Source organism: Pantoea sp. USMM079 (assembly GCF_037153115.1).
GTDB classification, from domain to species: Bacteria; Pseudomonadota; Gammaproteobacteria; order Enterobacterales; family Enterobacteriaceae; genus Pantoea; species Pantoea communis.
In genome coordinates, this window is the sequence record NZ_JBBCKX010000026.1 from 1 (window position 1) to 24,728 (window position 24,728).

At 50.5% G+C, this 24,728-nt stretch carries 22 protein-coding genes and 2 pseudogenes; 14 read left to right on the forward strand and 10 right to left on the reverse strand.

Annotated features, from left to right (window positions below; genetic code table 11):
• Positions 1–761: 761 nt before the first annotated feature.
• The gene (locus WFP70_RS22600) at positions 762–1,400 is read left to right on the forward strand and encodes a hypothetical protein (protein WP_337024537.1); all 639 of its coding nucleotides are present in this window, start codon (positions 762–764) and stop codon (positions 1,398–1,400) included.
• A 1,244-nt stretch (positions 1,401–2,644) separates the two neighbouring features.
• Here the strand turns inward: WFP70_RS22600 and WFP70_RS22605 are convergent.
• Complete coding sequence (locus tag WFP70_RS22605; RefSeq protein ID WP_337024536.1) at positions 2,645–3,337, reverse strand: replication initiation protein; 693 nt, start codon at positions 3,335–3,337, stop codon at positions 2,645–2,647.
• Between the two features lie 510 nt (positions 3,338–3,847).
• Here WFP70_RS22605 and WFP70_RS22610 point away from each other — a divergent pair.
• From WFP70_RS22610 to WFP70_RS22630, 5 genes and pseudogenes are all read left to right on the forward strand, one after another.
• Positions 3,848–4,165 (forward strand): TrfB-related DNA-binding protein, encoded by a 318-nt coding sequence (locus WFP70_RS22610; RefSeq protein WP_337024535.1) that lies wholly within the window; start codon positions 3,848–3,850, stop codon positions 4,163–4,165.
• Positions 4,166–4,440: 275 nt separating this feature from the next.
• Entirely contained in the window at positions 4,441–4,887 is a 447-nt protein-coding gene (umuD, locus tag WFP70_RS22615; protein ID WP_337024534.1) for a translesion error-prone DNA polymerase V autoproteolytic subunit, read from the forward strand.
• An 8-nt stretch (positions 4,888–4,895) separates the two neighbouring features.
• Positions 4,896–5,123, forward strand: a pseudogene (locus tag WFP70_RS22620) (Y-family DNA polymerase); the annotation flags it as partial.
• A gap of 73 nt (positions 5,124–5,196) precedes the next feature.
• A complete protein-coding gene (locus WFP70_RS22625; RefSeq protein WP_337024533.1) occupies positions 5,197–6,180 on the forward strand; it encodes a tyrosine-type recombinase/integrase in 984 nt (327 codons plus the stop codon).
• 1 nt (position 6,181) lies between these two features.
• A complete protein-coding gene (locus WFP70_RS22630; protein ID WP_337024532.1) occupies positions 6,182–8,305 on the forward strand; it encodes a tyrosine-type recombinase/integrase in 2,124 nt (707 codons plus the stop codon).
• Between the two features lie 336 nt (positions 8,306–8,641).
• Here the strand turns inward: WFP70_RS22630 and WFP70_RS22635 are convergent, their stop codons facing one another.
• Both WFP70_RS22635 and WFP70_RS22640 read right to left on the reverse strand, forming a co-directional pair.
• Positions 8,642–9,037 carry an ACT domain-containing protein gene (locus WFP70_RS22635; RefSeq protein WP_337024531.1) on the reverse strand — a complete coding sequence of 132 codons (396 nt, stop codon included), beginning with the start codon at positions 9,035–9,037 and terminating at the stop codon, positions 8,642–8,644.
• Between the two features lie 196 nt (positions 9,038–9,233).
• Positions 9,234–9,518 (reverse strand): winged helix-turn-helix transcriptional regulator, encoded by a 285-nt coding sequence (locus tag WFP70_RS22640; protein ID WP_337024530.1) that lies wholly within the window; start codon positions 9,516–9,518, stop codon positions 9,234–9,236.
• 164 nt (positions 9,519–9,682) lie between these two features.
• Here WFP70_RS22640 and WFP70_RS22645 point away from each other — a divergent pair, with 164 nt between their 5' ends.
• On the forward strand, positions 9,683–10,309 hold the full coding sequence (locus WFP70_RS22645; protein ID WP_337024529.1) for an NADPH-dependent F420 reductase: 627 nt from the start codon (positions 9,683–9,685) through the stop codon (positions 10,307–10,309).
• 170 nt (positions 10,310–10,479) lie between these two features.
• Here the strand turns inward: WFP70_RS22645 and WFP70_RS22650 are convergent, their stop codons facing one another.
• Both WFP70_RS22650 and WFP70_RS22655 read right to left on the reverse strand, forming a co-directional pair.
• Positions 10,480–11,079, reverse strand: coding sequence for a TetR/AcrR family transcriptional regulator (locus tag WFP70_RS22650; protein ID WP_337024528.1), 600 nt, complete (start codon positions 11,077–11,079; stop codon positions 10,480–10,482).
• Positions 11,080–11,106: 27 nt separating this feature from the next.
• Positions 11,107–12,306 carry a serine hydrolase domain-containing protein gene (locus WFP70_RS22655; protein ID WP_337024527.1) on the reverse strand — a complete coding sequence of 400 codons (1,200 nt, stop codon included), beginning with the start codon at positions 12,304–12,306 and terminating at the stop codon, positions 11,107–11,109.
• Positions 12,307–12,473: 167 nt separating this feature from the next.
• On the opposite strand from WFP70_RS22655, the gene WFP70_RS22660 reads away from it, so the two are divergent.
• On the forward strand, positions 12,474–13,892 hold the full coding sequence (locus tag WFP70_RS22660) for an MATE family efflux transporter (protein WP_337024526.1): 1,419 nt from the start codon (positions 12,474–12,476) through the stop codon (positions 13,890–13,892).
• 49 nt (positions 13,893–13,941) lie between these two features.
• The gene (locus WFP70_RS22665; protein ID WP_337024525.1) at positions 13,942–14,463 is read left to right on the forward strand and encodes a tautomerase family protein; all 522 of its coding nucleotides are present in this window, start codon (positions 13,942–13,944) and stop codon (positions 14,461–14,463) included.
• Between the two features lie 47 nt (positions 14,464–14,510).
• Here the strand turns inward: WFP70_RS22665 and WFP70_RS22670 are convergent, their stop codons facing one another.
• On the reverse strand, positions 14,511–15,377 hold the full coding sequence (locus WFP70_RS22670; protein WP_337024524.1) for a LysR family transcriptional regulator: 867 nt from the start codon (positions 15,375–15,377) through the stop codon (positions 14,511–14,513).
• A 66-nt stretch (positions 15,378–15,443) separates the two neighbouring features.
• On the opposite strand from WFP70_RS22670, the gene WFP70_RS22675 reads away from it, so the two are divergent.
• From WFP70_RS22675 to umuC (WFP70_RS22690), 4 genes and pseudogenes are all read left to right on the forward strand, one after another.
• A complete protein-coding gene (locus WFP70_RS22675; protein WP_337024523.1) occupies positions 15,444–16,307 on the forward strand; it encodes a ketopantoate reductase family protein in 864 nt (287 codons plus the stop codon).
• Between the two features lie 269 nt (positions 16,308–16,576).
• Complete coding sequence (gene umuD, locus WFP70_RS22680; RefSeq protein ID WP_337024542.1) at positions 16,577–17,026, forward strand: translesion error-prone DNA polymerase V autoproteolytic subunit; 450 nt, start codon at positions 16,577–16,579, stop codon at positions 17,024–17,026.
• An 8-nt stretch (positions 17,027–17,034) separates the two neighbouring features.
• Positions 17,035–18,309 carry a translesion error-prone DNA polymerase V subunit UmuC gene (gene umuC, locus WFP70_RS22685; RefSeq protein WP_337024541.1) on the forward strand — a complete coding sequence of 425 codons (1,275 nt, stop codon included), beginning with the start codon at positions 17,035–17,037 and terminating at the stop codon, positions 18,307–18,309.
• A 37-nt stretch (positions 18,310–18,346) separates the two neighbouring features.
• Positions 18,347–19,402: pseudogene (gene umuC / locus WFP70_RS22690) on the forward strand (translesion error-prone DNA polymerase V subunit UmuC); the annotation flags it as partial.
• Between the two features lie 67 nt (positions 19,403–19,469).
• Here umuC (WFP70_RS22690) and WFP70_RS22695 read toward each other — a convergent pair.
• The 3 genes from WFP70_RS22695 to WFP70_RS22705 form a co-directional block, all read right to left on the reverse strand.
• Complete coding sequence (locus tag WFP70_RS22695; RefSeq protein WP_337024522.1) at positions 19,470–19,808, reverse strand: molecular chaperone; 339 nt, start codon at positions 19,806–19,808, stop codon at positions 19,470–19,472.
• Positions 19,809–19,864: 56 nt separating this feature from the next.
• On the reverse strand, positions 19,865–20,542 hold the full coding sequence (locus WFP70_RS22700; RefSeq protein WP_337024521.1) for a ParA family protein: 678 nt from the start codon (positions 20,540–20,542) through the stop codon (positions 19,865–19,867).
• Between the two features lie 340 nt (positions 20,543–20,882).
• Positions 20,883–21,104 carry a hypothetical protein gene (locus tag WFP70_RS22705; RefSeq protein WP_337024520.1) on the reverse strand — a complete coding sequence of 74 codons (222 nt, stop codon included), beginning with the start codon at positions 21,102–21,104 and terminating at the stop codon, positions 20,883–20,885.
• A 908-nt stretch (positions 21,105–22,012) separates the two neighbouring features.
• Between WFP70_RS22705 and WFP70_RS22710 the strand changes: the two genes are divergently transcribed.
• Positions 22,013–23,434 (forward strand): DNA cytosine methyltransferase, encoded by a 1,422-nt coding sequence (locus tag WFP70_RS22710; protein WP_187495292.1) that lies wholly within the window; start codon positions 22,013–22,015, stop codon positions 23,432–23,434.
• An 18-nt stretch (positions 23,435–23,452) separates the two neighbouring features.
• On the opposite strand, the gene WFP70_RS22715 is transcribed toward WFP70_RS22710, so the two are convergent.
• Positions 23,453–24,679 (reverse strand): type II restriction endonuclease, encoded by a 1,227-nt coding sequence (locus WFP70_RS22715; RefSeq protein ID WP_337024519.1) that lies wholly within the window; start codon positions 24,677–24,679, stop codon positions 23,453–23,455.
• Between the last annotated feature and the right edge of the window lie 49 nt (positions 24,680–24,728).

Genomic DNA, 24,728 nt, shown 5'->3' on the forward strand with positions numbered 1-24,728 from the left:
CCAGGTCTCTGACCTGTTTGCGGCTTGCGCCGTGCTGACGTTAGTCAGTCTGCCTCCGTACACCAGTTTCCTGATGTCGCCATCGATACCGAGTCGATCATTCTCCTTCTAATAAAACGCCCTTAACGGGTTGTTCGTTAACGTCGCGTCATGGTTGATAAATAGCCAGTTGAGCACCTGAAAACACGTAATACGTGCACGTCAGATTGTACCGGCCTGCTGAAAACCGCACTGTGCGTGGGTTTGGTCGTTATGCGCTGCGCGCGTCACTTTGTTCTCGTTTCACTCGAACCAAAGTGACGCCGCGCAGCTTCATGCTCCTAATGCATCTTCCGCAAGCGCCCAAATGTTCCAAATGGGCTTATGCGTCATTGCAAAAGTCGTATGCAGCTCAGGGCGTATCCCTGAAAAATTCATAACGGAAGTGAAGTAAAGCATCGTTGTGGACGCTTTATCTGAGAGCAAGAGGCGTAAAAAAAAGCCCTGCGTTGGTATGTTTAAGAGACCCCCATCGTCGCGTCGTAGGTGCGCATTGTTGACGATATCTGCTTCCAGGAGCGAGCAGATGTACCACACTGATGTGTTCTCCCTTTCAGGCTACAGGAGTGTTTTTAGCAGCTGCCCGAAGGCGGTCCTCTCAAGCTATCGGACCTTTGGTGGCCGTCATTTGACGACTTGTAACAGTTGAAAAGATATCAATCAAACTGTAGAAATGTCAACGATGAATAATCGATAAAACATAAAGTGGAGTAACTGAAAAAATGGATTGGCTAAAAATACTGGGATTCATCATTCCATCAATAGCTATAGTTCTTAGCTTAAATGCAAGACTGAAGACATTTAACAATGAGAGAATATCAGTCTACAAAGATATGAAGTCCCTTTCCTCAGAACTCAAAATGGAAAGTCACGAGATTAGAGTAATTGATAATGAGTTAAAGAAATTGATACTCCGGGAAGTAACCGGTGTAGCTGAGTTTAATTCAGCAAGAAGATTAATGAAAATTCTTAGCTGCAATCCAAGCATTGAAGAAACAAACAAGAGAAAACTAAAAAAGATAATTCAATGTATACGCGAAAAAGAACACTCCCCTCATGATGGTTGTATCAACATTAAATTTGAGCTTAACAAAGAACTTTATAAAAGAAAGACAATAGAAGGTGTCATTTATATAACTGCTTTTTTTATTGGGTATATAACACTTCTTACTGCTGGTTTCATGTCAATTGCAGGTAGAGATTTTATATGGGCTAGCATCCAAATCACGATGTCATTCACACTACTAATAGCAATGACAATAACAAAGGCTTCATATCCAGCACTATGGAATTACAAAAAACATGCACAGTTCACCAATAGCCTTAAGGAATATAAAAAGGATCAAGATGAAACGTTATGAAAACTCAAGTAACAAACATCAATATGCTCGGAGTGGCACACTCTGAGCAAATATTACATCACTGACACAAATAAAATTAAAAACCGGTTCAAATATGCATCTTTACACCTTAGCAATATTGGGTTTTATTTATAGTGATGAGTGTTAACAATAATATTTCTATAAAAACTTTTAGCATATAGTAACTACTTACTTAATAAGTGATGATTTTATTGATCAATTACTGGGGGTAGATTAGCTCACTAAACTGCTTCATGCCGTTAAGTGGGAATCTTCACTACTGAGCCTACGTGCCATACCCAGTAATGTATAGCTGAGAGTGAGAATTCCCCCTACCTTTGCGGTCTGCAAATCCACTGCTTGCCAGAATGTGGGAATCAGCCCTACTTGTGAGCCTACGTGCCATGCCCAGTAATGTATGACAGAGAGTGGAAATCAATCCTACTTTCGAGACGATACGCCCGGCCTTGCGACAAATGACAGTTTGTGGGAATTACCCCTACTTTGTGAGCAGCGTGAGGCTCGCGAGACAGCTGACCGTCCGAACGTGGGAATCAGCCCTACATATTAAACGGCCTGCCGGGCGTTCGACGAATGAAGGATATGATTATGGGAATTACCCCTACTTTATGAGCAGGGAGAGGCTCGCGAGACAGCTGACCGTCCGAACGTGGGAATCACCCCTACTTTTGCGGCAAAGGACGGCCCGCAAGTCAGCAGCCCACCGTAATGTGGGAATCCGCCCTACTTATTTGCCGGCGGGACTGGCCGCGCGAAGGATGGCGATGAGCGGGAATCACCCCTACTTTTGCTGCAGAATACGGCCCGCAAGTCAGCAGCACGCCGTGACGTGGGAATCTGCCCTACATATGAGCCGGCGGGACTGGCCGCGCGAAGAATGGCGATGAGCGGGAATCACCCCTACTTTTGCAGCAGAAGACCGCCCGGAAGTCAGCAGCACGCCGTGACGTGGGAATCTGCCCTACATATGAGCCGGCGGGACTGGCCGCGCGAAGAATGGAGCTGAGTGGGAATCACCCCTACTTTTGCAGCAGAGGACGGCCCGCAAGTCAACAGCACGCCGTGACGTGGGAATCTGCCCTACTTATGTGCCGGCGGGACTGTGCACGCGAAGAATGGAGCTGAGTGGGAATCACCCCTACTTTTGCAGCGATAAATAGTCGCTATATGCCAGAGCGTGGGAGACTACCTTCTGATGGTGACTGATTAACGTGAGCTACGATTTAAACACCATTTTTTTGATAAATATTGAAAATCATTTTTCCATTATTATCAGACTTATAGGTAACATTTAACGGGGTTTTATCGTTGATTTGTCGCAGGGCTGGCTCAAGGAATGATCTTTTTAATTCTGCGCTATTGTTGCGCTGAGAATCTGGAAGTACGAAGCGATCTGCCAACCACTCATGACTCGTCTTCCAGATGCCGGTGCTACGGAACTGGCATAAGCTTTCGTACAACCTCACAGTGCGGGGATTTTTGAGGCTTCCGCAATCTCGAAGAGAGTAAGTAGTGAACTGGTTCCCTAAAACGTAAAGATAAGGCATTACACGGGGATTAAATTCAATTTCCCATTGCCCCTTACTTGAGCGGCCACCGGCTTCAATCAACCAAGGCAAGGCTCTGATATCATTACGACCATTCTTTGGGTAAAACAGAATAGATGCACGCGATAGCTCAATCACACCCTCCTTAACGTCGCGGCTAGCCTGATTACGACTTATATTGAAAATGTCTTCGTAATCAGATACTGCCACGTTAAATACTGGGCTTGCATCATCATTGTCTTCTGTAAAATATGTTTGCATAAGGCATAACCAAAGTACACGTTTTGACTTCAACGAGAGATGATAGGCAGCTTCTGTCAATTCATTTGACTGCTTGACATTAATCTTTTTTTTCAACTGGTTAGCCATATACTTAGCCTTGTGTGGGTAAATATTTATACCCCACAATACCGGAGAATACACACAAGTCAACACATTAAATCTTGCTACCCAGATGTAGGGGGGATTCCCATACGGTTTAGGGTGGATTCCCATAGTTAGTAGGGTTAGTTCCCATATTAAGTAGTGCTAATTCCCACTTGATATAGGGCTAAAACCCATAAGGAGGGTGAAATTAGCTAATAATATCAATAATCTACAAGAGCTAAAAAGCCTTTAAAATTACTAAAAAACCTTAAAAAGCTCTTAAAATTAACACTGTGGATAAGTGTATAACTTAGACTTTGCTTTGACACTGCAACCGCCTTCGCTCCGCTCAGCCGGTCAACCCCTCAGCGGCACAAAAACAAGTTTTGTACCGCTTCACGGTTTCAGATTTAGATCGAGAGAATCTCAGTTCGCCATCTATCGTTTACTACCGTTGACTTTGGTCGATCAAGGGTCATACCCTAAGTCGTAAAACATAAGTAGGGTTTGAAAATGGCGCACAAACGAAAAATTTCTCAAGAAGAATGGGATCGTATTCTTCCTGCTATGGAAACCTTTGCAGACATAACAACTCAGATAGGTTACCTGGTCTTAGTCAAAGATGAGAAACAATCGGACGTAGCTACCCACTTAGCGAGGTCAAAGCAAAATGTAGGCAATGCTGTGAAACGAGTGTGGGATCTCTACACTGAACTTCAAAATGCAGAGGGTAAAAAACTTCATTTCGTAAGCGTTTGGATACCTGAAGAGGAGGCCATAAAAGTGAAGAAGATAGCTGCAAGATTTGCGATCAACAAAATCAGTAATTGATGCAATCTACGCATTTTAGTTACAACAATCTTATTACTTTGTATCTGTGTGCCAACCTCTAGCTCCTCAGCCACAAAATTCTTCAAGCACCGCCCAGCCCACTGACTAAATATTCATCTGTTTCATAGGGCTGGCATTGGTGAAAGCTTTTAATCTCCCATGACACTTGCCAGTCTAATCCCTGCATATAATACTGTACATAAAAACAGTGTTTATCAAAGGGGGATGTATGACCTTCCAACTACAAAAAATTTTCATTTTGGGGCTTTTCACAAATGAACAGCGTTAACTCTACGGCCCTGACCATTTTGTGGCCGCCAGAATCCAGCCCTCATATTAGAGTGCCTCTATTTGCTGACCAGTGCGCCGCGGGATTCCCCTCCCCTGCCCAAGATTACGTCGAGTCTGAGCTTGATCTAAATGAACTCTGCATACGTCGGCGAGCATCGACGTTCTTCGTTCGTGCAAGTGGTAGCAGCATGCAGGAGTTAGGCTTATTTGACGGTGATGTAATGGTTGTTGATCGGGCTGAGGAAGCCTCACACGGTGATATCGTCATCGCAGAGGTTAATGGAGAGTTCACTGTGAAACGCCTCCAATTACAACCATGTCTCGCGTTATTGCCAATGAATCCGGCTTACTCCGCAATTTATCCGGAAGAGCTGCAACTGTTGGGTGTAGTTACCTGGTTTTTCAGCAGCACGCGGGCTCGGCGGAGGTAATCATGTCCATGTTTGGCCTGGCCGACGTCAACTCATTTTACGCCAGCTGTGAAGCGCTGTTCCGCCCGGACCTGCGCGGCAAGCCAGTTGTGGTTCTTTCAAACAACGACGGCTGTGTGATCGCGCGTAGCGCCGGTGCGAAGAAGCTCGGCATCAAAATGGGCGCACCATGGTTTCAGATCAAAACGCAGGATTTCGCGGAACGTGTACATGTTTTCAGTAGTAATTACGCGCTTTAGTAAGTTAAGTGGAATGCAACATTAGCTGAGTAAACTTTGAGCAGCAACACTGCTGACAGAGGTGAATGCAATGCTGATCCCACCGAATGAACACGTCCTGTTGCTGGCAGAGCGCTGGCTGAAACTGCTGTACGATCTGGGCCGGGCTAAGGCTACGATCACGGCCTACCGCAACGCCCTCCTCCATTATTTTGAGTTCTGTAGCCAGCACAGGATCGAACCTGAAAAGGCCCGGTTTGAAGACCTGGCCGCGTACATCAGCCCGCAGCTTCCCGGCATGCCTTTTCCTGCGGCCAGCGCCACGCTCCAGCTTCGCCTTTCGGCAATCCGCCTCTGGTATGACTTTCTCATGTATCTGGACCTCTGCACGGTCAATCCGCTGCCACGATCTGGTTCGCCCGGCATGCTGCATTCCGGGCGGGGCCTGGTTACCCGCATCGTGAAGCTGCCGCGTATTCCTGACGATGCGCAGTGGCAGTCTTTTCTCTTTCATGCCGCCCCTTCCCCGCTGCGTGACCGCCTGATGCTGGCATTAACCTACTATGGCGCGCTGCGGCGGACTGAAGTCACTTCGCTGAGTATCGAAGACTTTGATTTCGCGCACCGTCTTATCCGCATCCGGGCAGAAACGACCAAGAGCCGGCGGGAACGCATTGTCTGTTACAGCGCGGCAGTCGTGCCCGTGCTGGCGGCCCACCTTATGCAGATGAAGCAGGCCGGAATTGTCAGAGGAGCCCTGTTCCGTTCCGCGTCCGATCGTAATCATGGCGCGCCGCTTTCATTCTGGAGCTGGAGTAAAACGGTCCGGAAATGGGCGCTGGAGTCCGGGATGCCGGACATCTCAACCCATACCTTCCGGCACCTTCGACTGACGCATCTGGCTCGCGCGGGCTGGAAGCTGCACGAGCTTGCCACCTATGCGGGGCACCGCGACCTGAGCACAACTCAGATTTATATCCACCTGTCGGGCCGGGACCTTGCCGCCAGGATGGCCGGAGCGATTGAAACGGCAGATATCAGAATGGCGAACCTTATTTTCAGCCCGGAGAAATAACATGAGCACGCACACACAGACTGAGAGCCGCTGGCGTCCCCTCGACATGACGGCATACCGGCTCGAGACGTCGCTGACGCCCGCTGAGTGCGCGGCGCTGGAAAGCGCTCACAGCCGCTCCGGTATGCTGCGGGTGAAGCCTGCGCCAGACCTCATCAGGCCGCTGAAGGATATTGCCGCCGCAAGCGGATGCAGCGGCAAAATCACCGGGCTGGTGATAGCCCGGTTGCTGCGTGAAATGCATGCATCCGGCATGCCATGCTGGTGCTGGTCGCAGGAACGCTGGCAGACGCTCTGCCGGGAAGCCAGAGACGGCCGTCCGTTAATGGCCGCCTTTGCCTGGCATCTGGCAGGTTTTCATGAACCGCTCAGCCTCCCCGATGTACGCAAACCCGCCCTCTATGCCTCTGCCATATTCGGTCAGGCTATTTATCATCAGGAGCTGCACCGGCTGACGGATACACTGACGTCGCTGGGTTATGCCCCGGCCAGCCAGAAAAATCACGTCTCAGGCATACTGGCCACGCTGATGATCATTAACCGGGATCCCCGGCTGGAGACGTTTACGCCGGAACTGCTGTGGCAGGTACAGTCCGGCATGGAGGCAGGAACATCCCGGTATGTCGGCCGCGTTTCACACGCACTCGCCGCGCTGGGCATTATCAGCGCCCCGATGCGGATGCGAAACTACACTAGGTGGTACGAAAAACCGGTGCAAGGCATCGACCCGGCCTGGGTGCACTGGTGCCGGCGCTGGCGGGAAACGTCGGTGCTCAGACCGCGCACCCGTGAAAACCAGTACAGCTTTATTCTGCGCTGCGGCCTCTGGCTGACAAAGGAGCATCCGCTAGTGCGTGAACCGGCAGACTGGACCATGGAAACCTGCGCCAGCTTTATCGCGGCGGTAGGCCGGTTGAACGTGGATGAACTTCAGCTGGGCACGGAAAGGGGTACGCGAAAATCGGGGCGCTCAGGCGAGCCCATGATGCCGCATTCCAGAGCGCATTTTATCTATTCACTGCGCCGTTTTATGATTGATTACGAAAACTGGGGCTGGGGACGCCTGCGCTTCAGCCCTGCCCGCCATCTTTCCACACCGGATACGCCCCTTTTCCGTCGCGGCGTCAATCCCCGTGTTATCGACGATCCGGTCTGGCTGAAGCTCATCTGGGCCAGCCTGAATCTGCGTCAGGAAGACCTCCTCACTGAAATACATTACCCGCTTGCCATGCTGCAGGCGGTGGCCGTTATCTGGACCCATGCGGGGGTGAGGAAGAGCGAGCTGCTCCGCCTGACCACAGGGTGCATCGCGCCGCAGGCGGACGATATCGTGAAGGACGACGGCAGTATTATTCCTGCAGGAACCTTGTGCTACCTGCATATTCCTGCCGGGAAAACCTCAAAAGCCTTTGTGAAACCGGTGGCGGCCGTGGTGAAAAAATACGTCGACCTCTGGCTGGACGTTCGCCCGGCAGAACAGGCTATGCTCGCCGATGAGCGGACCGGTGAGAAAGTCCGGCTTCTGTTTCAGTATCGCGGTAAGCCCGCCGGCGGCGCCATCCTCAACCAGACGGTGATACCGATGCTGTGCGCACGCGCGGGCGTGCCCTTACAGGATAGCGGAGGAACAATCACCAGCCACCGGGGACGGGCCTCAGCAGTGACCGCGCTGGCCAGCGTCCCACAGGGCATGTCACTTTACGAACTGATGCAGTGGACCGGGCATTCAACGCCTCAGTCCACTATGCATTATCTGCGCATCCGTCCGACACAGCTGGCCGCCTCGTTCGTCAAAGCAGACCGGGTCGCTCACATGATAAGCGTGCTGATTGATCACGATCCGGAAGCTGCCAGCCTGACCGGGCCCGCGACGTATTATGATTTAGGCGATTCCTACTGCACGAATCCTTTCTGGAGCAGCTGTCAGCACCGGATGGCCTGCATCGGTTGCGATTTTAACCTACTCAAACAAAGTGCACGCGGACTGATACTGGAAAGCAAAGCTTCCGTCAGACGTTACCTTGAGGAAGTGCCGCTCACACCCGATGAGAGAGCCATCGTGGAACAGGACGCAGAGAAAATAGAACAGGCTCTTAAAAAATTACCCCCTAAAGCTGGAGGGTAAGACAGGCCGCTTTGTGCCAACAGCTGAAGTTTCCAATATTTTTAATCACTAATCCGCTTTGCACAGGTCTCACCGCAAAGCTAAGCAAACATTCAGGGATAATAAGGGGCATTATTTCGATACACCGACGGGGAAAGGAACTGTAAAGGGCTGGAGGCCGTAAAATCCCGCTGAGGCGTCCTGGAGAGTGGCGAGAAAGGGATGGTATATCTAAAGTAGTAAACATCCCTTTCTTCATGATTTTGACGTCCGACTGGCCTGTATAACAGGTGAGAATACTGGCGTTAGAAATCTTATCTGACGAAACCTCATCAGGCGCAGGCCGTTTCACTCCGTTTACTGATTTGCAAGAAGGCGTATTGTCTCAGCAGCCACCTCTGTTTCGTGCTGCGCAACAAAAATATGGTCGTGATAGAATCCGGCTACAACATTACAGCTGATCTCACGACTGGCCAGCGCGGCTGAAAAAGCTGCAGTTAAACCAACAGCGGCAAGTGAAGAGTGCACCTCCAGCGTTATCCAGCCTGCTACATACTCATAAGGTATGCCTCGTTTATCAGCAACCTCCAGAGGCAAGACCAGGGTAGTGCCTTCACGTTCACGGACGATGACTACAGACTGGTTTAAAAGCTCAGCATCCGCTTCAGTCAGCGTGCAGAAAACATACGCCCCCTTATTTATTACCGGAGAAGCTGTGCGCAGCAATTTCTGAAGATTTTTTTCACCCGTCATTTTTAGATTCTCTGAGATGTTAAGTCAGGGTATTAAATATGCCGGTGTATTTAAAAGATAATTATATTTATTAATAGAACATAAGATTAAGTGATAACATTCTAAAATCATAACCAGCCTGAATGCCACCGGAATATGTTATAGAAAAGAAAGCTTTCATGTTCAGGACGAATTTCAGCCGTATCAAACCTGACAGTTATTTCCTGAGTTCCGCCCAGTCAAGCAGTGCGATAAAAACGGGTCGAAGTTGGTTTCCCAGAGTTGTCAGTTTATATTCCACACGCGGGGGGATTTCCGGGTATAAAGTGCGATCAACAATCCCATCTGCCTCAAGCTCACGAAGTTGCTGGGTTAGCATTTTTGCCGAAACTTCACTGATCGCGCGATGAAGCTCTGAAAACCGCATGAATTCTCTTGCGAATAGATGAGACAGAATAATCATTTTCCAGCGACCTTCGAGACACTGAAGAGCTTTCTTCATTGCGGTTGCACAATCCTTATTACCCTCGTCCGATAATTCAAATCTTCTGTTATTCATACGAAGTTACCCCGAAGTAAGTAATGCACTTATTTGTGCATTCTTGTTTAAGATAAAAGTTGTGGATATGTTTGTACATCATCAACAACGTTACCAGAGGTGAAATAATGAAAATAGGCATGATAGGTTCAGGAATGATTGCCAGAGCAGTGGCTGAATTAGCATTAAAAAAGGGCCACGAAATTATGTTCTCGAACAGCCGCGGACCAGAAACCATTTTTACACTCCGGAGGACGCTGGGTTGCCAGGCCGGCACGGTGCAGGCGGCCATTGAGTTTGGTGATGTGATTATGATCGCGATTCCCCTTTTTGCCTGTTCACAGCTACCTGCACATTTACTGAAAGACAAAACGCTCATTGACGCCAATAATTATTACCCGGAAAGAGACGGGCATATTCACGAACTCGACAGTCACGCAATGACAACCAGTGAAATGCTGGCGAAGATTATTGGTACATCGCATATTGTAAAAGCCTTTAATGCCATCGCGGCGACTGACGTACATCGGGCCGGTAAATTAGACGGCTCGGATAAGTTAAGGTCTCTTCCGGTGGCCGGTGACAACGAGACGGATAAAAAAAAGGTGGCGGAATTTATCCGGAGTCTCGGTTTTAGTGTGGTCGATGCAGGTACGCTCAAAGACAGCTGGCGGTTTGAAGCAGGCACCCCTGTCTATTGCGTACCTCTGGATGCTGATTCGCTTAAAGAGCAGCTTGTACGAACTTCCAGATAAATATCGTTCCGCTCATGAGCTGTGTTCAACACAGCCGCCAGCGTGCCGCCCTGACCTGTATGGACCAGCGCCGTAGCCGTGAGGAACGCATCATTTATTTTCACGATTTTCTTCTGGCCAGGAACAAGAACCTGCCATGCTCCTGCCTGACAGGAGCATGGCAGGCATAATCAGTGCAATTCCTGACTGACCGTATCAGGCTGCGTTGCGGTCACTGGCAGAAGAGCCATTGCCCCTTCAATTGCCTTAGCATATAGCTCTTCATCCTGATAAGCGCGCGCCAGAACGGCCCCCCCCTGCATGACGGCAAGCAGCGAAACGGCCAGCGTTTCCGGATGAACCTCAGGCGGCAGCGCCCCTTCCTCTTCCGCCTGGGTCAGTTTCTCGGTAAAGTTTTTACGTATCGCGTTAAAAAAAGCATTGACGGGCCCGCGCAGCTCTTCGTGCTCGATGGAAGCCTCATTGACCAGTCGCCCAAAGCGGCATCCGCGGATACTGTCGCGCTTAAGCTGAAGATAACGTCGTACGATTTCAAGCGGCGGGCCATCCTGTTCGAAAAAAACGTTAATCCGGGCGATATCACTTTCAGCGATTTCACTCATAGCTTCGCCGGCCAGAGCAAGCTTCGAAGCGAAATGATGATAAAGGCTGCCGGGCCTGGCCGCGCTCCGCTCCTGTATGTCACGCGGAGACATGGCTTCAAATCCGACTTCCCAGAGAAGCTCTTTAGTCGCTTCCAGCAGTTTTTCACGCTTCGGTGATCTTGGCATATGAAATTTCCTTAGACGAGCGTCAAATCAGCTTTCAGGCAGACCCTGATAAATTGTCTGCTCAAAATGATTATATAATGCAATGACCTGTTCATCGTAAAATGGCCAGATCTGAGTAAAAAGAGCACCAGTGACTTTAGATATCGGGTCAATCCAGAAATGCGTGTTCATCGCACCTGCCCATGCTGCGCTGCCTGCGCTGCGCCCGTAGGGTCCCGGCTGAGTATTAATATCGAAAGAGAATCCCCACTTATGCTGCATTTCCGGGAAGAGATCGAAGTTCCTGGAGCGGGCCGGATACGGGCTCACCATCTCAGACACATTTATGTCACCGATTTGATTGCTCAGCATTGCTGCGATGGTCTCCGGTTCCAGTATTTTAACACCACTGACGCTGCCGCCGTTCAGCAGCATTTGCAGGAATACCATATAATTTCGCGGCGTGCTGTAGAGACCGGTTCCGGCCAGTGAAAAATCAGTCTGTTGTGGAGATTCATACGGTGCCGCGGTCAGTGTACCATCGGCTTCTCTCTGTGCCGCCGTCGCGGTCCGGCTGCGCTGTTCATCGCTGATTTTAAAGCCGGTATCATGCATGCCCAGAGGCGAGAAAATATGTTCACGGAAGTAGTCTTCAAGCGTCTGTCCGCTGATTAGCTCCACCAGTTTCCCCACCCATTCAATTGACATGCCGTACTGCCAGCGTTCTCCAGGGTCAAATTCAAGAGGGATGCTCAGCGCCTCCTTCTTTCCTGAAAAGACGATGGGCGTTCCGGTTATCTCTTCATAACGGGCCAGCGTTTTACTCCACAAAGAATAGGTATAGCCCGAGGTGTGCGTCAGCAGATGGCGGACCGTTATGGGTCTCTTTGCCGGTCGCAGCAGAGGGGCTCCCTCAGCGGAGAACCCCTCAAGGACCTGCGGCGCCGACAGTTCAGGAAGGAAATCCGAGGCCAGCTGGTCAACGTGAAGTTTTCCCTGCTCTACGAGCTGCATGCAGGCGACCGCAGTCACTGCTTTAGTCATGGAGAGGATCCAGAATATCGTGTCCGGCGTCATCGGAGCGTGACTGTCCGGCCCCGTTAAACCTGCGGCGCCTTCATAAATCAGACCATCCGGCGTTGAAGCCAGCGCCACTATCCCTGGCGCAACGCCCTTACTGACCGCCTCCGACAGGGTCTGGTTCAGCGCATCGTGTGAAACCTGTAATAACGGGTTTTGCTTGCTCATCTTTATCTCATCTCAGGAAACGGGGCCCTCCCCCGAAAAGCGCAAACTATCATTTGAGCTACAGGTAGGTCAAATTATTAAATTTATATTGACCTACCAATAGCTCAAATGCAGGATGCTGATTCTGACAATTATTTTTTTATGTGCTGCCCGGAGAATGAGACACCATGAGCGCTAATGATGCAGACAATCTGTTGGCGGGAGAAGAGGCTCCTCCGCCGAATAATCCCCATATGTTACGGCGTACCCTGCTTTTAAAAGGGCACATCTTTTCAACGGTGTTCCGCCTTTCATGGCCAAACGTCATCATTCAGGTCGCGCAGGCTTCCACGGGGCTGATTGAAACCTGGTATCTGTCCCGACTGGGCACTGACGTGCTCGCAGCGATGGCTATCGTGTTCCCGATACTCATGCTGATGCACACTATTTCAGGCGGGGCCTTTGGCGGAGGGATTTCATCCGCTATTTCGCGGGCAATCGGCGCAAACCGTCATGATGAAGCTGATGCCATTGTGCTGCACGCGGTGTTGCTCTGCGGCACGCTTGGCCTTGCCAGTGCGGCGGTTATTCTGCTCTTTGGTAAAGACATTTATGCGCTGCTCGGCGGAAAAGGTGCGTCCCTCCATGCGGCGCTGACGTATTCCAACATTGTTTTTGCAGGTATGCCGCTGCTCTGGATGATGAACGGCCTCGCCTCTGTTATCAGGGGAACGGGCAACCTGATGATCCCCGCCGTGGGTATCTGCGGGGGCGTTGTGATTCTTGTACCGCTGTCTCCTATGCTGATTTTTGGCTTTGGACCTGTACCGGCAATTGGCGTTGCCGGCGGCGGTGTGGCCCTGCTGGTCTATTACTTCTTCAGCACACTTTTTTTCGGCTGGTATATTCTGAGTGGCCGCAACGCGGCGCGCTTCAGGTGGGGGCCAATACACCGGCACATTTTCACCCAGATAATGCGCGTTGGCGCACTGGCCGCTCTTTCTTCTGTGGTGACTAACGCAACGATAGCGTCCGCGACGGCGCTCATCGGCCATCGTTTCGGTCCGGCCGACGTTGCCGGTTTCGGCACGGGCGCACGACTCGAATATCTGCTGGTGCCGCTTGTTTTTGGCGTCGGGGGGACGCTGGTGTCCATGGTCGGGATGAACGTGGGCGCAGGTCAGGGCCAGCGGGCGCGCGTTATCTCCTTAACCGGTGCCGGAATCTGTTTCCTGATGGCTGAAATAATGGGCCTGACAGCGGCGCTGGCGCCGGGGCTGTGGCTCCACCTCTTCGGCTCCGACCCGGAAATGATCGCCGCCGGCTCAACCTACCTTCGCATCGTCGCCCCTTTCTATGGCCTGTATGGTTTTGGTTTTGCCCTTTATTTCGCCAATCAGGGAGCCGGCACGCTACTGTGGCCCGTTATCGGCGGTATTGCACGGTTCCTGCTGGTTGCTGCCGGAGGCTGGTTCATCCTCCCCCTTGCCGGCTCAGTCGAGTGGCTATACGCACTCATCGCAGCCGGCCTCCTTCTCTATTGCGCCATCCTTACAGTGTGGACCCTGCGGGCAGGATGGGGTAAGCAGGCCAGCCTGAACCACTGACATCACCACTTCCTGACGAGATCAGGGCTATCAACCCGGAGGTACAGCTATGCCATTTATTGAGATCACAACACGCGAAGTCATTCCCGCCGGACAAAAATCCACACTGGCGCAGGCACTGTCAGATACCATGCTGAACATTGAGATAGGCGGGCCGACGGATGCCGCCTGCACGAGGGACTGGATCTGGTTTCATGTTTTGTCAGCGGATGACTGGGCTATCGGCGGCCGGTTTGATGAAACATATCGACGGGGGCGGATGATGTGCCTTGCCAGAATAATTGCGCCGGAAGGCTTTATGAACACGGAGCTTAAACTGCGCGCCATTGCCGAAGTCACTGCGGATATACGAAAGGAGCTGAAAACCGACCCGTCTGACGACGGCACCGGCATCTGGGTTCACCTCACCGAGATCCCGGAAGGACAGTGGGGCGCGGCCGGCCTGCCTACTCCGCTTTTCAGCCTCATTGATGGCATGGGCGGCACCGTTTCGGATCAGCGACGCAACGAGATGGAGGAGCATTTTACAGGCATCAATAAGCTCCGGGACCATTTCGGTATTCCGAAGTAGTGCTCATAGCATGTGTGGCCGGCGTGCCCCTGTAGGGGCCGCGCTGGCTACAGATGTTGATTGAAATAAGTCCTGACGGCTTCCACGGCGGCCCTGACATGAGGTACAGCGCGCAGTTCCGCATGCCAGACCAGGTAACAGAGCTGGCCGGGGGCTTCAGTGACGGTTTCAACAGGTTTAAGATCTGTTATACGCGGATCCGTCAGCGCAAAGGCACCCAGCCCGGCCCCGGACCGGACAGCTTCAGCCAGCGCCTCAACGGAGTCGGAACGGAAAACAAAGCTTTTTGCTCCGAGCTTTCTGAGCCATTGCTCATGCGGCAGATGCTTCCATTTTTCTTCCAGCCCAACAAAACTGAGCTCAGACGCCTTCTTTTCACAGAGACGCCTTGAAGGCAGATGGCGACTGAGGTAATCCGGGCAACCGAACAAACCAAACCGCAGTTCTCCCAAGACATGTTCAATCAGATTGCCCGAGTCTGAAGCCATCAGCCGGACAGCCATATCCGCCTCTCGCGACGCCACGTCTGCCGCTCTGCTTTCCCCAACCAGTTCAATGCTGATGCGCGGATGCTCCCGCTGGAAGCTCAGCAACGCGCCAGCCAGCGTGGGCACCATTCCTCCCGGTGCGCTGAGCCGGATGGTTCCGGCCATCTGGTTCTGGTCACGTTCCAGGGCGGCCAGACCGGATTCAAACTGGTCTGCCAGATGAACCAGCCTGAGCGCTTCCTGATTCAGCGTGGTCCCCGACTGATGCCGGTGAACCAGCTGCCTGCCTGCAGCCGCCTCCAGTGAATCCAGCCGCCGGGCGGTCGTCGATGTCGAAATGCGCAGCGCCTTACCGGCTGCCAGAAGGCTGCCGTGGCGCTGGATGGCGAGAAGAATACGCAGGTCGTCCCATGATAGTCTTTCCATATCCGGTAAGCAGATTTCCTTTAATGTGCATATCCGGATAATAACGTGCGGGATAAACTCTCTGCCATGAAAATTTCACTGATAGGCGCAGGCCGTATAGGCAGCGCAATAGCCTTTTCTCTGAGTAAAGCGGGACATGACGTCACCATGGTGGCACGGGGAACCCGTTATGAACATTTGCGGCGTCAGGGAGCAATCATGACCACGCAGGGTGACTGCGCACCGGTGAAAACGGTCTCGTCACTTCTGAAGGACATTGCCTACGACCTGGTCATCGTGACCGTCCCCGAACATCAGATTGAGCCTCTTCTGGGGGAACTGACTGCCTGCTCCGCAAAAAAGGTCCTGTTCATGTTTAATACGTTCCGCGGATGTGACCCTTACCGGGCGGTGGTTGGCTCTGACCGCTTTGCATTCGGGTTTCCGAATATGGCGGCTTCCCTGAGCGAACAGAGGCTGCACTTTCGTGCTGACGGGCCGGGTATGGTCACCACGCTGACCGATCAGGAACTCGTCAGTCTTTTCCATCAGGCCAATCTCCCGGCTGAATACGAAGCCGAAATGGATGCGTTTCTGCGCAGCCACGTCGCGCTTGCCGTCCCGCTATTTCTGGCTGCACTGGTCACGTGGAATCGAGATTTCAATCTGACATGGCGTGAAGCCAGGCAGCTCGAAAAAGCATGGGGTATTGGCTTTAACGTGGTTAAAAGCCTCGGGCACGAACTCAAACCAGAGATGGTCTCAAGGCTGGCGCGCACGCCATCGCTGATGCGGACTGCTTTTTTATGGGGGTTCAGCCGGTCAGAGCTTGTGCGCCAGACCGGCGCATTTGGCCCGGTAGAATCCCGCTGGCTGCTGGACGATATGGCCGCGGCTGCGCCTGCTCTTGCTTCAGATCTTAAACAATTCAATCCAGAGGTCTGTAGATAACCAAAGATGCCTTAACAGGGCCGCAGGCGACTGCTTTTCGCTCATAGCGGACCAAAGGAACACAAGAATCTTTTTTGTAAAATTGCCGTCTAAGGATTTGATCGTATTGAGCAGCGCCCTTTTTTTAGAATAATTCACATTTCTCCACTTGCCAGCGTTTCGAAGCCCACCGATACTGTATGTATAAACAGTATTAGTTCGGAGGTTTTCATGCGCTGTTATTCTTCTTTACTATGCCAATCATCGCAAGGTGGCCGGAGTTGTCAAAAATGAAGGGCCTAAGTTACACCAAGGGTCTTACACTACTCTGGCCCCCCATATTCACACCTCCGCTTAGAGTTCCCCTTTATGCTGATCCATGCGCTGCCGGATTCCCCTCCCCTGCTCAGGATTACGTAGAGAAAGAGCTAGACCTGAATGAACTCTGTATAAGGCGCCGCGCCTCGACTTTTTTTGTGCGCGCAAGTGGCAGCAGTATGCAGGAGCTCGGACTTTGTGATGGTGATGTGATGGTGGTTGATCGCGCTGAAGAAGCCTCGCACGGCGATATCGTCATTGCTGAAGTCAACGGAGAGTTCACAGTGAAGCGTTTGCAGCTTCAGCCAAGGCTCGCATTGCTACCCATGAACCCCGCCTACTCCATTATTTATCCAGAAGAGCTGCAGCTGCTTGGCGTTGTTACCTGGTTTTTTAACAGTACACGCGCCCGCAGGAGGTAGTCATGGATATGTTCGGACTTGCAGACGTTAACTCATTTTATGCCAGCTGCGAGGCGCTGTTCCGTCCAGATTTACGTGGCAAACCTGTTGTGGTACTCAGCAATAATGACGGGTGCGTCATTGCACGCAGTGCGGGTGCAAAAGCACTGGGTATTAAAATGGGGGCGCCATGGTTTCAGATAAAATCGGAAATTTATCCTGAAAAGGTCTTTATTTTCAGTTCGAACTACGGGCTTTACCATGATCTCAGCCAGCGTGTCATGACCGCTTTGGAGGAGCTGACGCCCCGCGTTGAGCAGTACAGCATTGACGAAATGTTTCTGGACCTGACTGGCATTGACGGTTGTGAAGACTTTGAGCATTTTGGCCGTCGACTGAGAACCCATGTTTTGAATACAACAGGTCTAACTGTAGGTGTGGGAATGGGACCCACCAAAACACTGGCAAAATCAGCGCAGTGGGCAAGCAAGGAGTGGAAGCAGTTTCGGGGCGTTCTTGCACTGACAGCTGGCAATCCTAAGCGAACCGCTACCCTTCTGGAAAACCAGCCGGTGGAGGAAATTTGGGGGGTGGGTCGGCGCATTGGCAAACGTCTCAACCTGATGGGAATCAATAATGCCCTTCAGCTGGCACGTACCCACCCTGCCCTCATACGTAAGAACTTTAACGTGGTGCTGGAGCGAACCGTACGTGAGCTGAACGGCGAATCTTGCATCCCGATCGAGGAGCTACCTCCTGCTAAACAGCAGATTTGCTGCTCAAGGTCATTTGGGGAGCGCATTACTTCAAAAGTGTTCATGCAGCAGGCGCTTTGTCAGTACGCAACGCGGGCCGCCGAAAAGCTCAGGGGCGAGCGTCAGTTCTGCAGGCGTATCAGCGTGTTTGTTCGAACCTCCCCCCATGCAGTTAACGAGGTCTTTTACGGTAACAGCGCTGGCGAAACGCTAAACCTTCCCACACAGGATACGCGGGACATCATCGAAGCGGCCATGCGATCGCTTGACCGTATATGGCTGGAAGGTCGCCGGTACATGAAGGCGGGCATCATGCTTGATGACTTTACGCCAGATGGCGTCAGCCAGCTTAATCTCTTTGATGATACTCAGCCACGGAAGAACAGTACGCAACTGATGAAAGTGCTCGACGGGATCAACCACTCAGGGCTGGGGAACTTGTGGTTCGCTGGACAGGGAATTAATACGGAATGGAAAATGAAGCGGGAGATGCTCAGCCCGTCATGGACGACACGCTGGTCTGATATCCCTGTTGCACGCGTACTTTAGTCAGATGGAAGGGCCTTAATCTGAAGTTGTTTTTGTATTCCACATAAATCATAGTCTTAGCACGAGAGTGATGACGGCGCTTGAGGAAATGACTCCCCGTGTTGAACAGTATTCTATCGATGAGATGTTCCTCGATCTGACCGGCATTGACGGATGCGAAGACTTTGAACATTTTGGTCGGCGCTTGCGCTCGCATGTGCAGGCTACAACGGGTCTAACCGTAGGCGTGGGCATGGGGCCAACAAAAACGCTGGCAAAATCCGCGCAGTGGGCCAGCAAGGAGTGGAAGCAGTTTCGCGGCGTGCTGGCACTCACGCCAGGCAATCCAAAACGCACTGAAACATTGCTGGCGAATCAGCCCGTGGAAGAAGTTTGGGGCGTCGGCCGGCGCATTGGCAAACGCTTGAACATAATGGGGATCAGTAGCGCCCTGCAGCTTGCGCGTGCGCACCCTGCCCTCATCCGCAAAGATTTTAACGTGGTGCTGGAAAGAACCGTGCGCGAACTGAATGGCGAGTCTTGCATTCCGATCGAGGAACTACCCCCGGCCAAACAACAGATTTGCTGTTCCAGGTCCTTTGGCGAGCGCATATCCTCAAAAGCTGCCATGCAGCAGGCGCTGTGCCAGTACGCCACGCGCGCGGCAGAGAAACTTAGGGGCGAACGGCAGTTCTGCAGGCGCATCAGCGTTTTCATTCGGACTTCGCCGCACGCGGTGAATGAAGTCTTTTACGGTAACAACGCCGGCGAGAAACTCACTCTTCCAACCCAGGACACGCGGGACATTATTGAGGTGGCTATGAGGTCTCTGGACCGTATCTGGCAGGATGGACGTCGGTACATGAAAGCCGGCATCTTGCTTGATGACTTCACTCCGAACGGCGTAAGCCAACTCAATCTCTTCGATGACGCACGGCCACGGGCAAATAGCGCGCTGCTTATGAAGGCACTTGACGGTATTAACCAGTCTGGGCTCGGTAACGTGTGGTTTGCAGGTCAGGGTGTTAGCACTGAATGGAAAATGAAGCGGGAGATGCTTTCGCAGGCATGGACAACACGCTGGGAGGATATCCCCATAGCAAAAGTGTATTGAAAAAGAATCTAAAATGAACTTAAAGGGTATTTAAAATGTACACTTTAAATACCCTTTAAGTGTTCGTTTATTTTTTGTCGAATGCACCATCGCGAGCTAACTTCTCCCTAAATGCTTCCAATATGTATGGGGTCATTAATAAGGAAGTTACATTTTTCTCTTTGAGTGCATCGTAAGCATCCCAAAGATCTTCAGGGATTTGTACGTTCTTAGCTCGGCGAACAGCTTTGACTTTGCGCTTAGGACTCTGAGAGTCCTCATTGCTCAGGGCTGGTTCTAAGCCAGATGAATTACTTTCATCTGGCTTAGAAGTTGCAAAATTAACTGCACCTGCAGATTCCTGAAGAGGGGCATTTTTGGACAGTTTAGAGATGCGGTTAAACATGTCTTGTTTGGGGTTAGCCATTTGATACGCCTTAAGTATTAAAAATGTACATTTATTGTATCTATTATATATCTAAACTATGCATTTTCAATAGCGTTACGCATGTCAAGAAACAGTGAGCGCATTGCATTACCTGAGTTACTGTATCGAGTCGAAACATGTTCCACCACACCAAGTCCCATTCCGAACTTCAGCGGGGCAGCCTTATCCATAGGGATTGCAGTATCCATTCTCTTCAGATTATCAAACTGACTGATATAGCTGTCTATATCAGTGAAATTTCGACGTGAAGCATGCACTTTGTTCATAACGACATGAGCTGTTTTTTTCACATCGAGCTCAGCAGATATTTCTTCAAGCACTTTGCTAAATTCATGAAGCCCTAAAATATCTGAAGGGTCATCGTTTAATGGAGAAAGGATAAGATCAGCCATTGCGACAGCCGCACGGGTTAAGGAAGAGTCAAAACCTCCACAATCTACCAAGACACTAAGGCCTTTCTCTTTAGCATCTAATACTTCAGCTATAAACCGGTCAACAACGTTATCCATGTCATCAGTTAAACGCACAACATTCCACTGCTTATCACGAAAGCTGTTGAAGGTCGTAACCGCTGGCGTGGTGTCAGTGTCATAAAATATGTCCGGATCTATCTCTGGAGCAATGTTCATGCTGAGTAAGGATTTGCCTGTTCCGCCTTTTTTAATAGCGACAATGATAACTTTTCCTGAGTACGGATTGTTAAGTGCATTCATACTATAAAAGTCCTTAAAGTGTACATTTTGTGTATGTTTTGACTTTAGCAACTATCTTCGTATTCTGCAATAGAAATACGTTAATTATACTAAAAATGTACATTTTAAGTATTTAATAGGTGTTTTTTAGGGGTTTCTAAATGTCTGCTTAAGTTGTACCTAAAAGATACATTTTATGTATTAGTAGAGATCGATATGTAAGGGGTATTTGGTGTTTGGAATGGCGTAACTGAGTTTTATCCACAGAATTGGTGGATAACTTTTTGAAGGAACCCATTTGAAGGGGGGAGGGCGGAACCCGCTGTTAACAGACCCCCCCCCTAAAGGGGGGGGCTGCTTCTTACTTACCGAGCGTAGTAGTTGGTGCAGTGATCGTCACATTTCCGTTAATCACGTCACCATGGATGACGGTCACATTGAAAAGATGGTTTCCCTTAAAATGCATCTCTGCTTTCTCTGGGTCTTGAAACTGCTGCGAGACATTCAACATGACAGTAATGAACATGCTTACTTTGCCAATATTGCCCAAAAAACTACTGATTTTACTTTTTTTCTTACTCATCTCTATTACTCCCGAACAGGCGAGCTTGTAGAGAGGGTAGGATAGGGGCATTGATCCCCCCCCACATTAGACTAAACACGGTCTAGTTTTCAGTCACAGCTCAATTATGGTTCCAAAACCCTATCCCCCCGCCGGGCGGAAATCCGAATTTATCGTTCGCATTACAAGCCATATTTAAGGCTTGAAGATGCGCGCTTAATTTAGCGTGCAAGCCCCTCGCTAAAAGGGGCAGCACGATATGTGATATTTGACATAAAGGCATCCTCTTAGGTGGTTGACGATTAGTGTAGTAATCAAGGAAAAAATCCCTCATCTACTTCTGGCCATAAAGGCCATTTCACAATGGTCGATCGGACTAACATTCGATACTACATCCCTAACAACGGGATTTAGATTTACAGAGCTGTGCTTACTAACAAAACGATGAGTTTTACTAAAAAAACTCGGCGAAATGATTATACGAAGGACTCTTAAACTTACAAACAAAATTTATCAATCTAGTTGTCCAGCATGGTCCCTCCGAAGAAGCATAGTTCTCTGCCTATTGACGAAAGCGTCAGTAAAGACGACAATTGTGTTGTCTAGTTTTCAGTCACACCGTAAAACCAGTACACATTTACCTCGCAAGTATTTGTGTATAGCAGGCCTAAGTTTTGAGCTTGCCGAAAAAACCGCCCCCGCAAGGCGGTTTTTTTGTGTCTAACGACATGACATTTGAGTATACATAAATGTCATGGGTCGAACGACGTCAATGCCCTCCCATGTTTAACATGAGTATCGTCTGAGCGAAGCACTCCCATTGCGCGAGCAATTTACCAATAAGACATACTGGATAAATAAACAGACAAACTCTTTCCCACGGGGTTAAATGAGTGATACATTCTCACTCATAAAGCCCAGGAGGAAAAATGTCAGAATTTGAAGCCGTCGCACAGGACCTGATTAAACAGGCTGAAGCCGAATCCATCATGCGTCAGGAGCAGGACCGCAGGCTTATCGGACGCGTTCTTGAAATCTACGATCAGAAATACGTCGCAGAACTACTGAGAAGTCTTGGAAAGAACGAGTGGACGCGTGAGACGCTCAACCGCTGGGTAAACGGTAAATGCAGCCCAAAATCCCTGACTTCAACCGAGGAGTCCCTGCTCAAAAAAATGTTGCCCGAAGCCCCGGCGCATCACCCAAATTACAGCTTCCGTTTTATCGACCTTTTTGCCGGTATCGGTGGCATACGCAAGGGCTTTGAAGGGATTGGCGGTCAGTGCGTGTTCACAAGCGAGTGGAACAAAGACGCTGTGCGTACCTACAAAGCTAACTGGTACAATGATGAACAGGCTCACCGATTCAATCACGACATTCGCGAGATTACTTTAAGTGACCAGCCAGAAGTCAGTGAGGAATCGGCCTACCGGAATATTGATAACAGTATTCCTGACCATGACGTGCTGCTTGCCGGTTTCCCGTGCCAGCCATTCAGCCTTGCAGGCGTCAGCAAGAAAAACGCCCTCGGCCGCGCACACGGCTTTGAATGTGAAGCGCAGGGAACACTGTTTTTCGATGTAGCAAGGATCATCCGTGCTAAACGTCCGGCCATATTCGTTCTTGAGAACGTTAAAAACCTAAAGAGTCATGATAAAGGCAAAACCTTTAAGGTGATTATGGAGGCGCTGGATGAACTGGGTTATGAAGTCTCCGATGCGGCGGCGACAGGTAAAAGTGACCCTAAGGTTATTGATGGAAAGAATTTCCTTCCTCAGCACCGTGAACGTATCGTGCTGGTTGGATTTCGGCGCGACCTGAACATTCATCAGGGATTCAGCCTGAGCGATATCAGCCGTTTCTTCCCCACGAAGAGGCCAGCCTTCGGGGAACTCCTAGAAACTGCGGTGGATGCCAAGTACATCCTGACGCCACGCCTGTGGGAGTATCTGTATAATTATGCAAAAAAACATGCGGCAAAAGGTAATGGTTTCGGCTTCGGACTTGTTGATCCTGAGAACCCTGATAGCGTGGCCCGAACCCTTTCTGCACGTTACCATAAAGATGGCTCTGAGATCCTGATTAACCGGGGCTGGGACATGGCCATAGGCGAGTCCAATTTCAGCGATGAAAAAAATCAGGAACGTCGTCCACGACGACTTACGCCGCGTGAGTGTGCCCGACTGATGGGCTTTGAGGCTCCTGGCGGAAAACCTTTCCGCATTCCGGTTTCGGATACTCAGTCCTACCGTCAGTTTGGTAACTCCGTTGTGGTGCCGGTATTTGAAGCAGTAGCCAGGTTGCTGGAACCGTTAATATTGCAGGCCGTTGGGAAGACAACCCGGAATTAATGCTTTAACGCCCGGTCGTTAAGGCCGGGCCGGGATTATGCCGAGTTCAGAATATAACGAAATCAGTTCCCTGATAAACTCATCAAGGGTCATCAGCGTTTCCTGGACACTTTTCGGAAATTTAGAGTGCAGCGCCGCAGGCACTACTAGTTGCACGCCTTCCTGTTGCATTTCGGCGTACTGAGCTACCGAGACGCCTTCCTGAAGCGTAAAAAGGTGAATGTTTTTCACGCGATTCGCTTCGTTCAGCGCCTGTCGCCAGCGGTCCTTACAGGTCGTCTTGACGGCCAGCATGCGCAGGTGCTGATCCGGGAATGCCGTATCATGGTAGGCTTCTTCTGAGGGGAACAAAAAGTCAGGCTTCTTGTTACCCTCCGTGACAGCCTGTGAGCTAAAGGCTGTCAGGCTATGTTCCATGAAAATTTTTTCCAAGTGCAGTTCCAGAGATTTTCCTGCCCGCGATTTACGCCGGTTACTCACGGAATTTGCGAAGGATATAAAGGCATCTACGGAACAAAAACCCTGCTTTATAATCTCCAGCACGTGTAGCTCTTCTACGAGAAGAAATATTTCATATTCAATCCTGCGGCGATCAATTATTTGCTGGTCTGGAGCGGTAAGGCCCGGAGCGTAATGGCCGGCTGCAAAGCCAATGATTTCCGCGCCGCTAGGAAAGCGTGATGACCACGCATCAGGCAGAACATATTTATGTTTTACCGCTATTGAAGCTAAGGCAAATCCTCCCAACACTTCATTACCGTGACCTGCATAGAACACTCCGGGGATTATCGGACCCGTCACCGACTCGACGATATCTTCATCGGATGCCGACGCACAGACCCACACATCGACAGATTGTGCATCAGTATTCGACTCATTTATTCTGAATGCGAGAATGGACAATGCACCGGTATTCTCCGGATCCTGAAGAGGGCTGTCGCCGCCCCATCGGGTTATCCTTTTCTCATTTCGCGTCTTACCAAAAAATTTTCCGTTGTAATAAATGGCCCTGACCTTTCTTTCAGGGCACTCATGCGAAGACATGGTGGCCGTCAGATAAGTATCCGGATTTTCTGACCGCGTATGATTGATGGAGGGAAACAACATTGCCACAATCTCTGCGGGAATATAGATCCCGACCTGATGCGAGCCAGTGGCCCCGGTATCATTAGCTGAAAGTCTCTTGATGAAAAGAAAATATTCCCCGGAAGCCTTTTCCTGCAACCAGGCGTTTAAACCCGACATATCCGTCCCCGTAATTTCACTCTGAAATGCTGATTCTGATCAATTTAGG

Excerpts from the sequence above, each read along its gene's own strand:
- WFP70_RS22705 (WP_337024520.1), bottom strand. The coding sequence starts at position 21,104 with ATGAGTAAGAAAAAAAGTAAAATCAGTAGTTTTTTGGGCAATATTGGC.
- WFP70_RS22660 (WP_337024526.1), top strand. The coding sequence starts at position 12,474 with ATGAGCGCTAATGATGCAGACAATCTGTTGGCGGGAGAAGAGGCTCCT.
- WFP70_RS22635 (WP_337024531.1), bottom strand. The coding sequence starts at position 9,037 with ATGACGGGTGAAAAAAATCTTCAGAAATTGCTGCGCACAGCTTCTCCG.
- WFP70_RS22630 (WP_337024532.1), top strand. The coding sequence starts at position 6,182 with ATGAGCACGCACACACAGACTGAGAGCCGCTGGCGTCCCCTCGACATG.
- WFP70_RS22650 (WP_337024528.1), bottom strand. The coding sequence starts at position 11,079 with ATGCCAAGATCACCGAAGCGTGAAAAACTGCTGGAAGCGACTAAAGAG.
- WFP70_RS22715 (WP_337024519.1), bottom strand. The coding sequence starts at position 24,679 with ATGTCGGGTTTAAACGCCTGGTTGCAGGAAAAGGCTTCCGGGGAATAT.
- WFP70_RS22640 (WP_337024530.1), bottom strand. The coding sequence starts at position 9,518 with ATGAAGAAAGCTCTTCAGTGTCTCGAAGGTCGCTGGAAAATGATTATT.
- WFP70_RS22695 (WP_337024522.1), bottom strand. The coding sequence starts at position 19,808 with ATGGCTAACCCCAAACAAGACATGTTTAACCGCATCTCTAAACTGTCC.
- WFP70_RS22665 (WP_337024525.1), top strand. The coding sequence starts at position 13,942 with ATGCCATTTATTGAGATCACAACACGCGAAGTCATTCCCGCCGGACAA.
- WFP70_RS22625 (WP_337024533.1), top strand. The coding sequence starts at position 5,197 with ATGCTGATCCCACCGAATGAACACGTCCTGTTGCTGGCAGAGCGCTGG.
- WFP70_RS22610 (WP_337024535.1), top strand. The coding sequence starts at position 3,848 with ATGGCGCACAAACGAAAAATTTCTCAAGAAGAATGGGATCGTATTCTT.
- umuD (WP_337024534.1), top strand. The coding sequence starts at position 4,441 with ATGAACAGCGTTAACTCTACGGCCCTGACCATTTTGTGGCCGCCAGAA.
- umuD (WP_337024542.1), top strand. The coding sequence starts at position 16,577 with ATGAAGGGCCTAAGTTACACCAAGGGTCTTACACTACTCTGGCCCCCC.
- WFP70_RS22605 (WP_337024536.1), bottom strand. The coding sequence starts at position 3,337 with ATGGCTAACCAGTTGAAAAAAAAGATTAATGTCAAGCAGTCAAATGAA.
- WFP70_RS22710 (WP_187495292.1), top strand. The coding sequence starts at position 22,013 with ATGTCAGAATTTGAAGCCGTCGCACAGGACCTGATTAAACAGGCTGAA.
- WFP70_RS22700 (WP_337024521.1), bottom strand. The coding sequence starts at position 20,542 with ATGAATGCACTTAACAATCCGTACTCAGGAAAAGTTATCATTGTCGCT.
- WFP70_RS22670 (WP_337024524.1), bottom strand. The coding sequence starts at position 15,377 with ATGGAAAGACTATCATGGGACGACCTGCGTATTCTTCTCGCCATCCAG.
- WFP70_RS22655 (WP_337024527.1), bottom strand. The coding sequence starts at position 12,306 with ATGAGCAAGCAAAACCCGTTATTACAGGTTTCACACGATGCGCTGAAC.
- WFP70_RS22600 (WP_337024537.1), top strand. The coding sequence starts at position 762 with ATGGATTGGCTAAAAATACTGGGATTCATCATTCCATCAATAGCTATA.
- WFP70_RS22645 (WP_337024529.1), top strand. The coding sequence starts at position 9,683 with ATGAAAATAGGCATGATAGGTTCAGGAATGATTGCCAGAGCAGTGGCT.
- umuC (WP_337024541.1), top strand. The coding sequence starts at position 17,035 with ATGTTCGGACTTGCAGACGTTAACTCATTTTATGCCAGCTGCGAGGCG.
- WFP70_RS22675 (WP_337024523.1), top strand. The coding sequence starts at position 15,444 with ATGAAAATTTCACTGATAGGCGCAGGCCGTATAGGCAGCGCAATAGCC.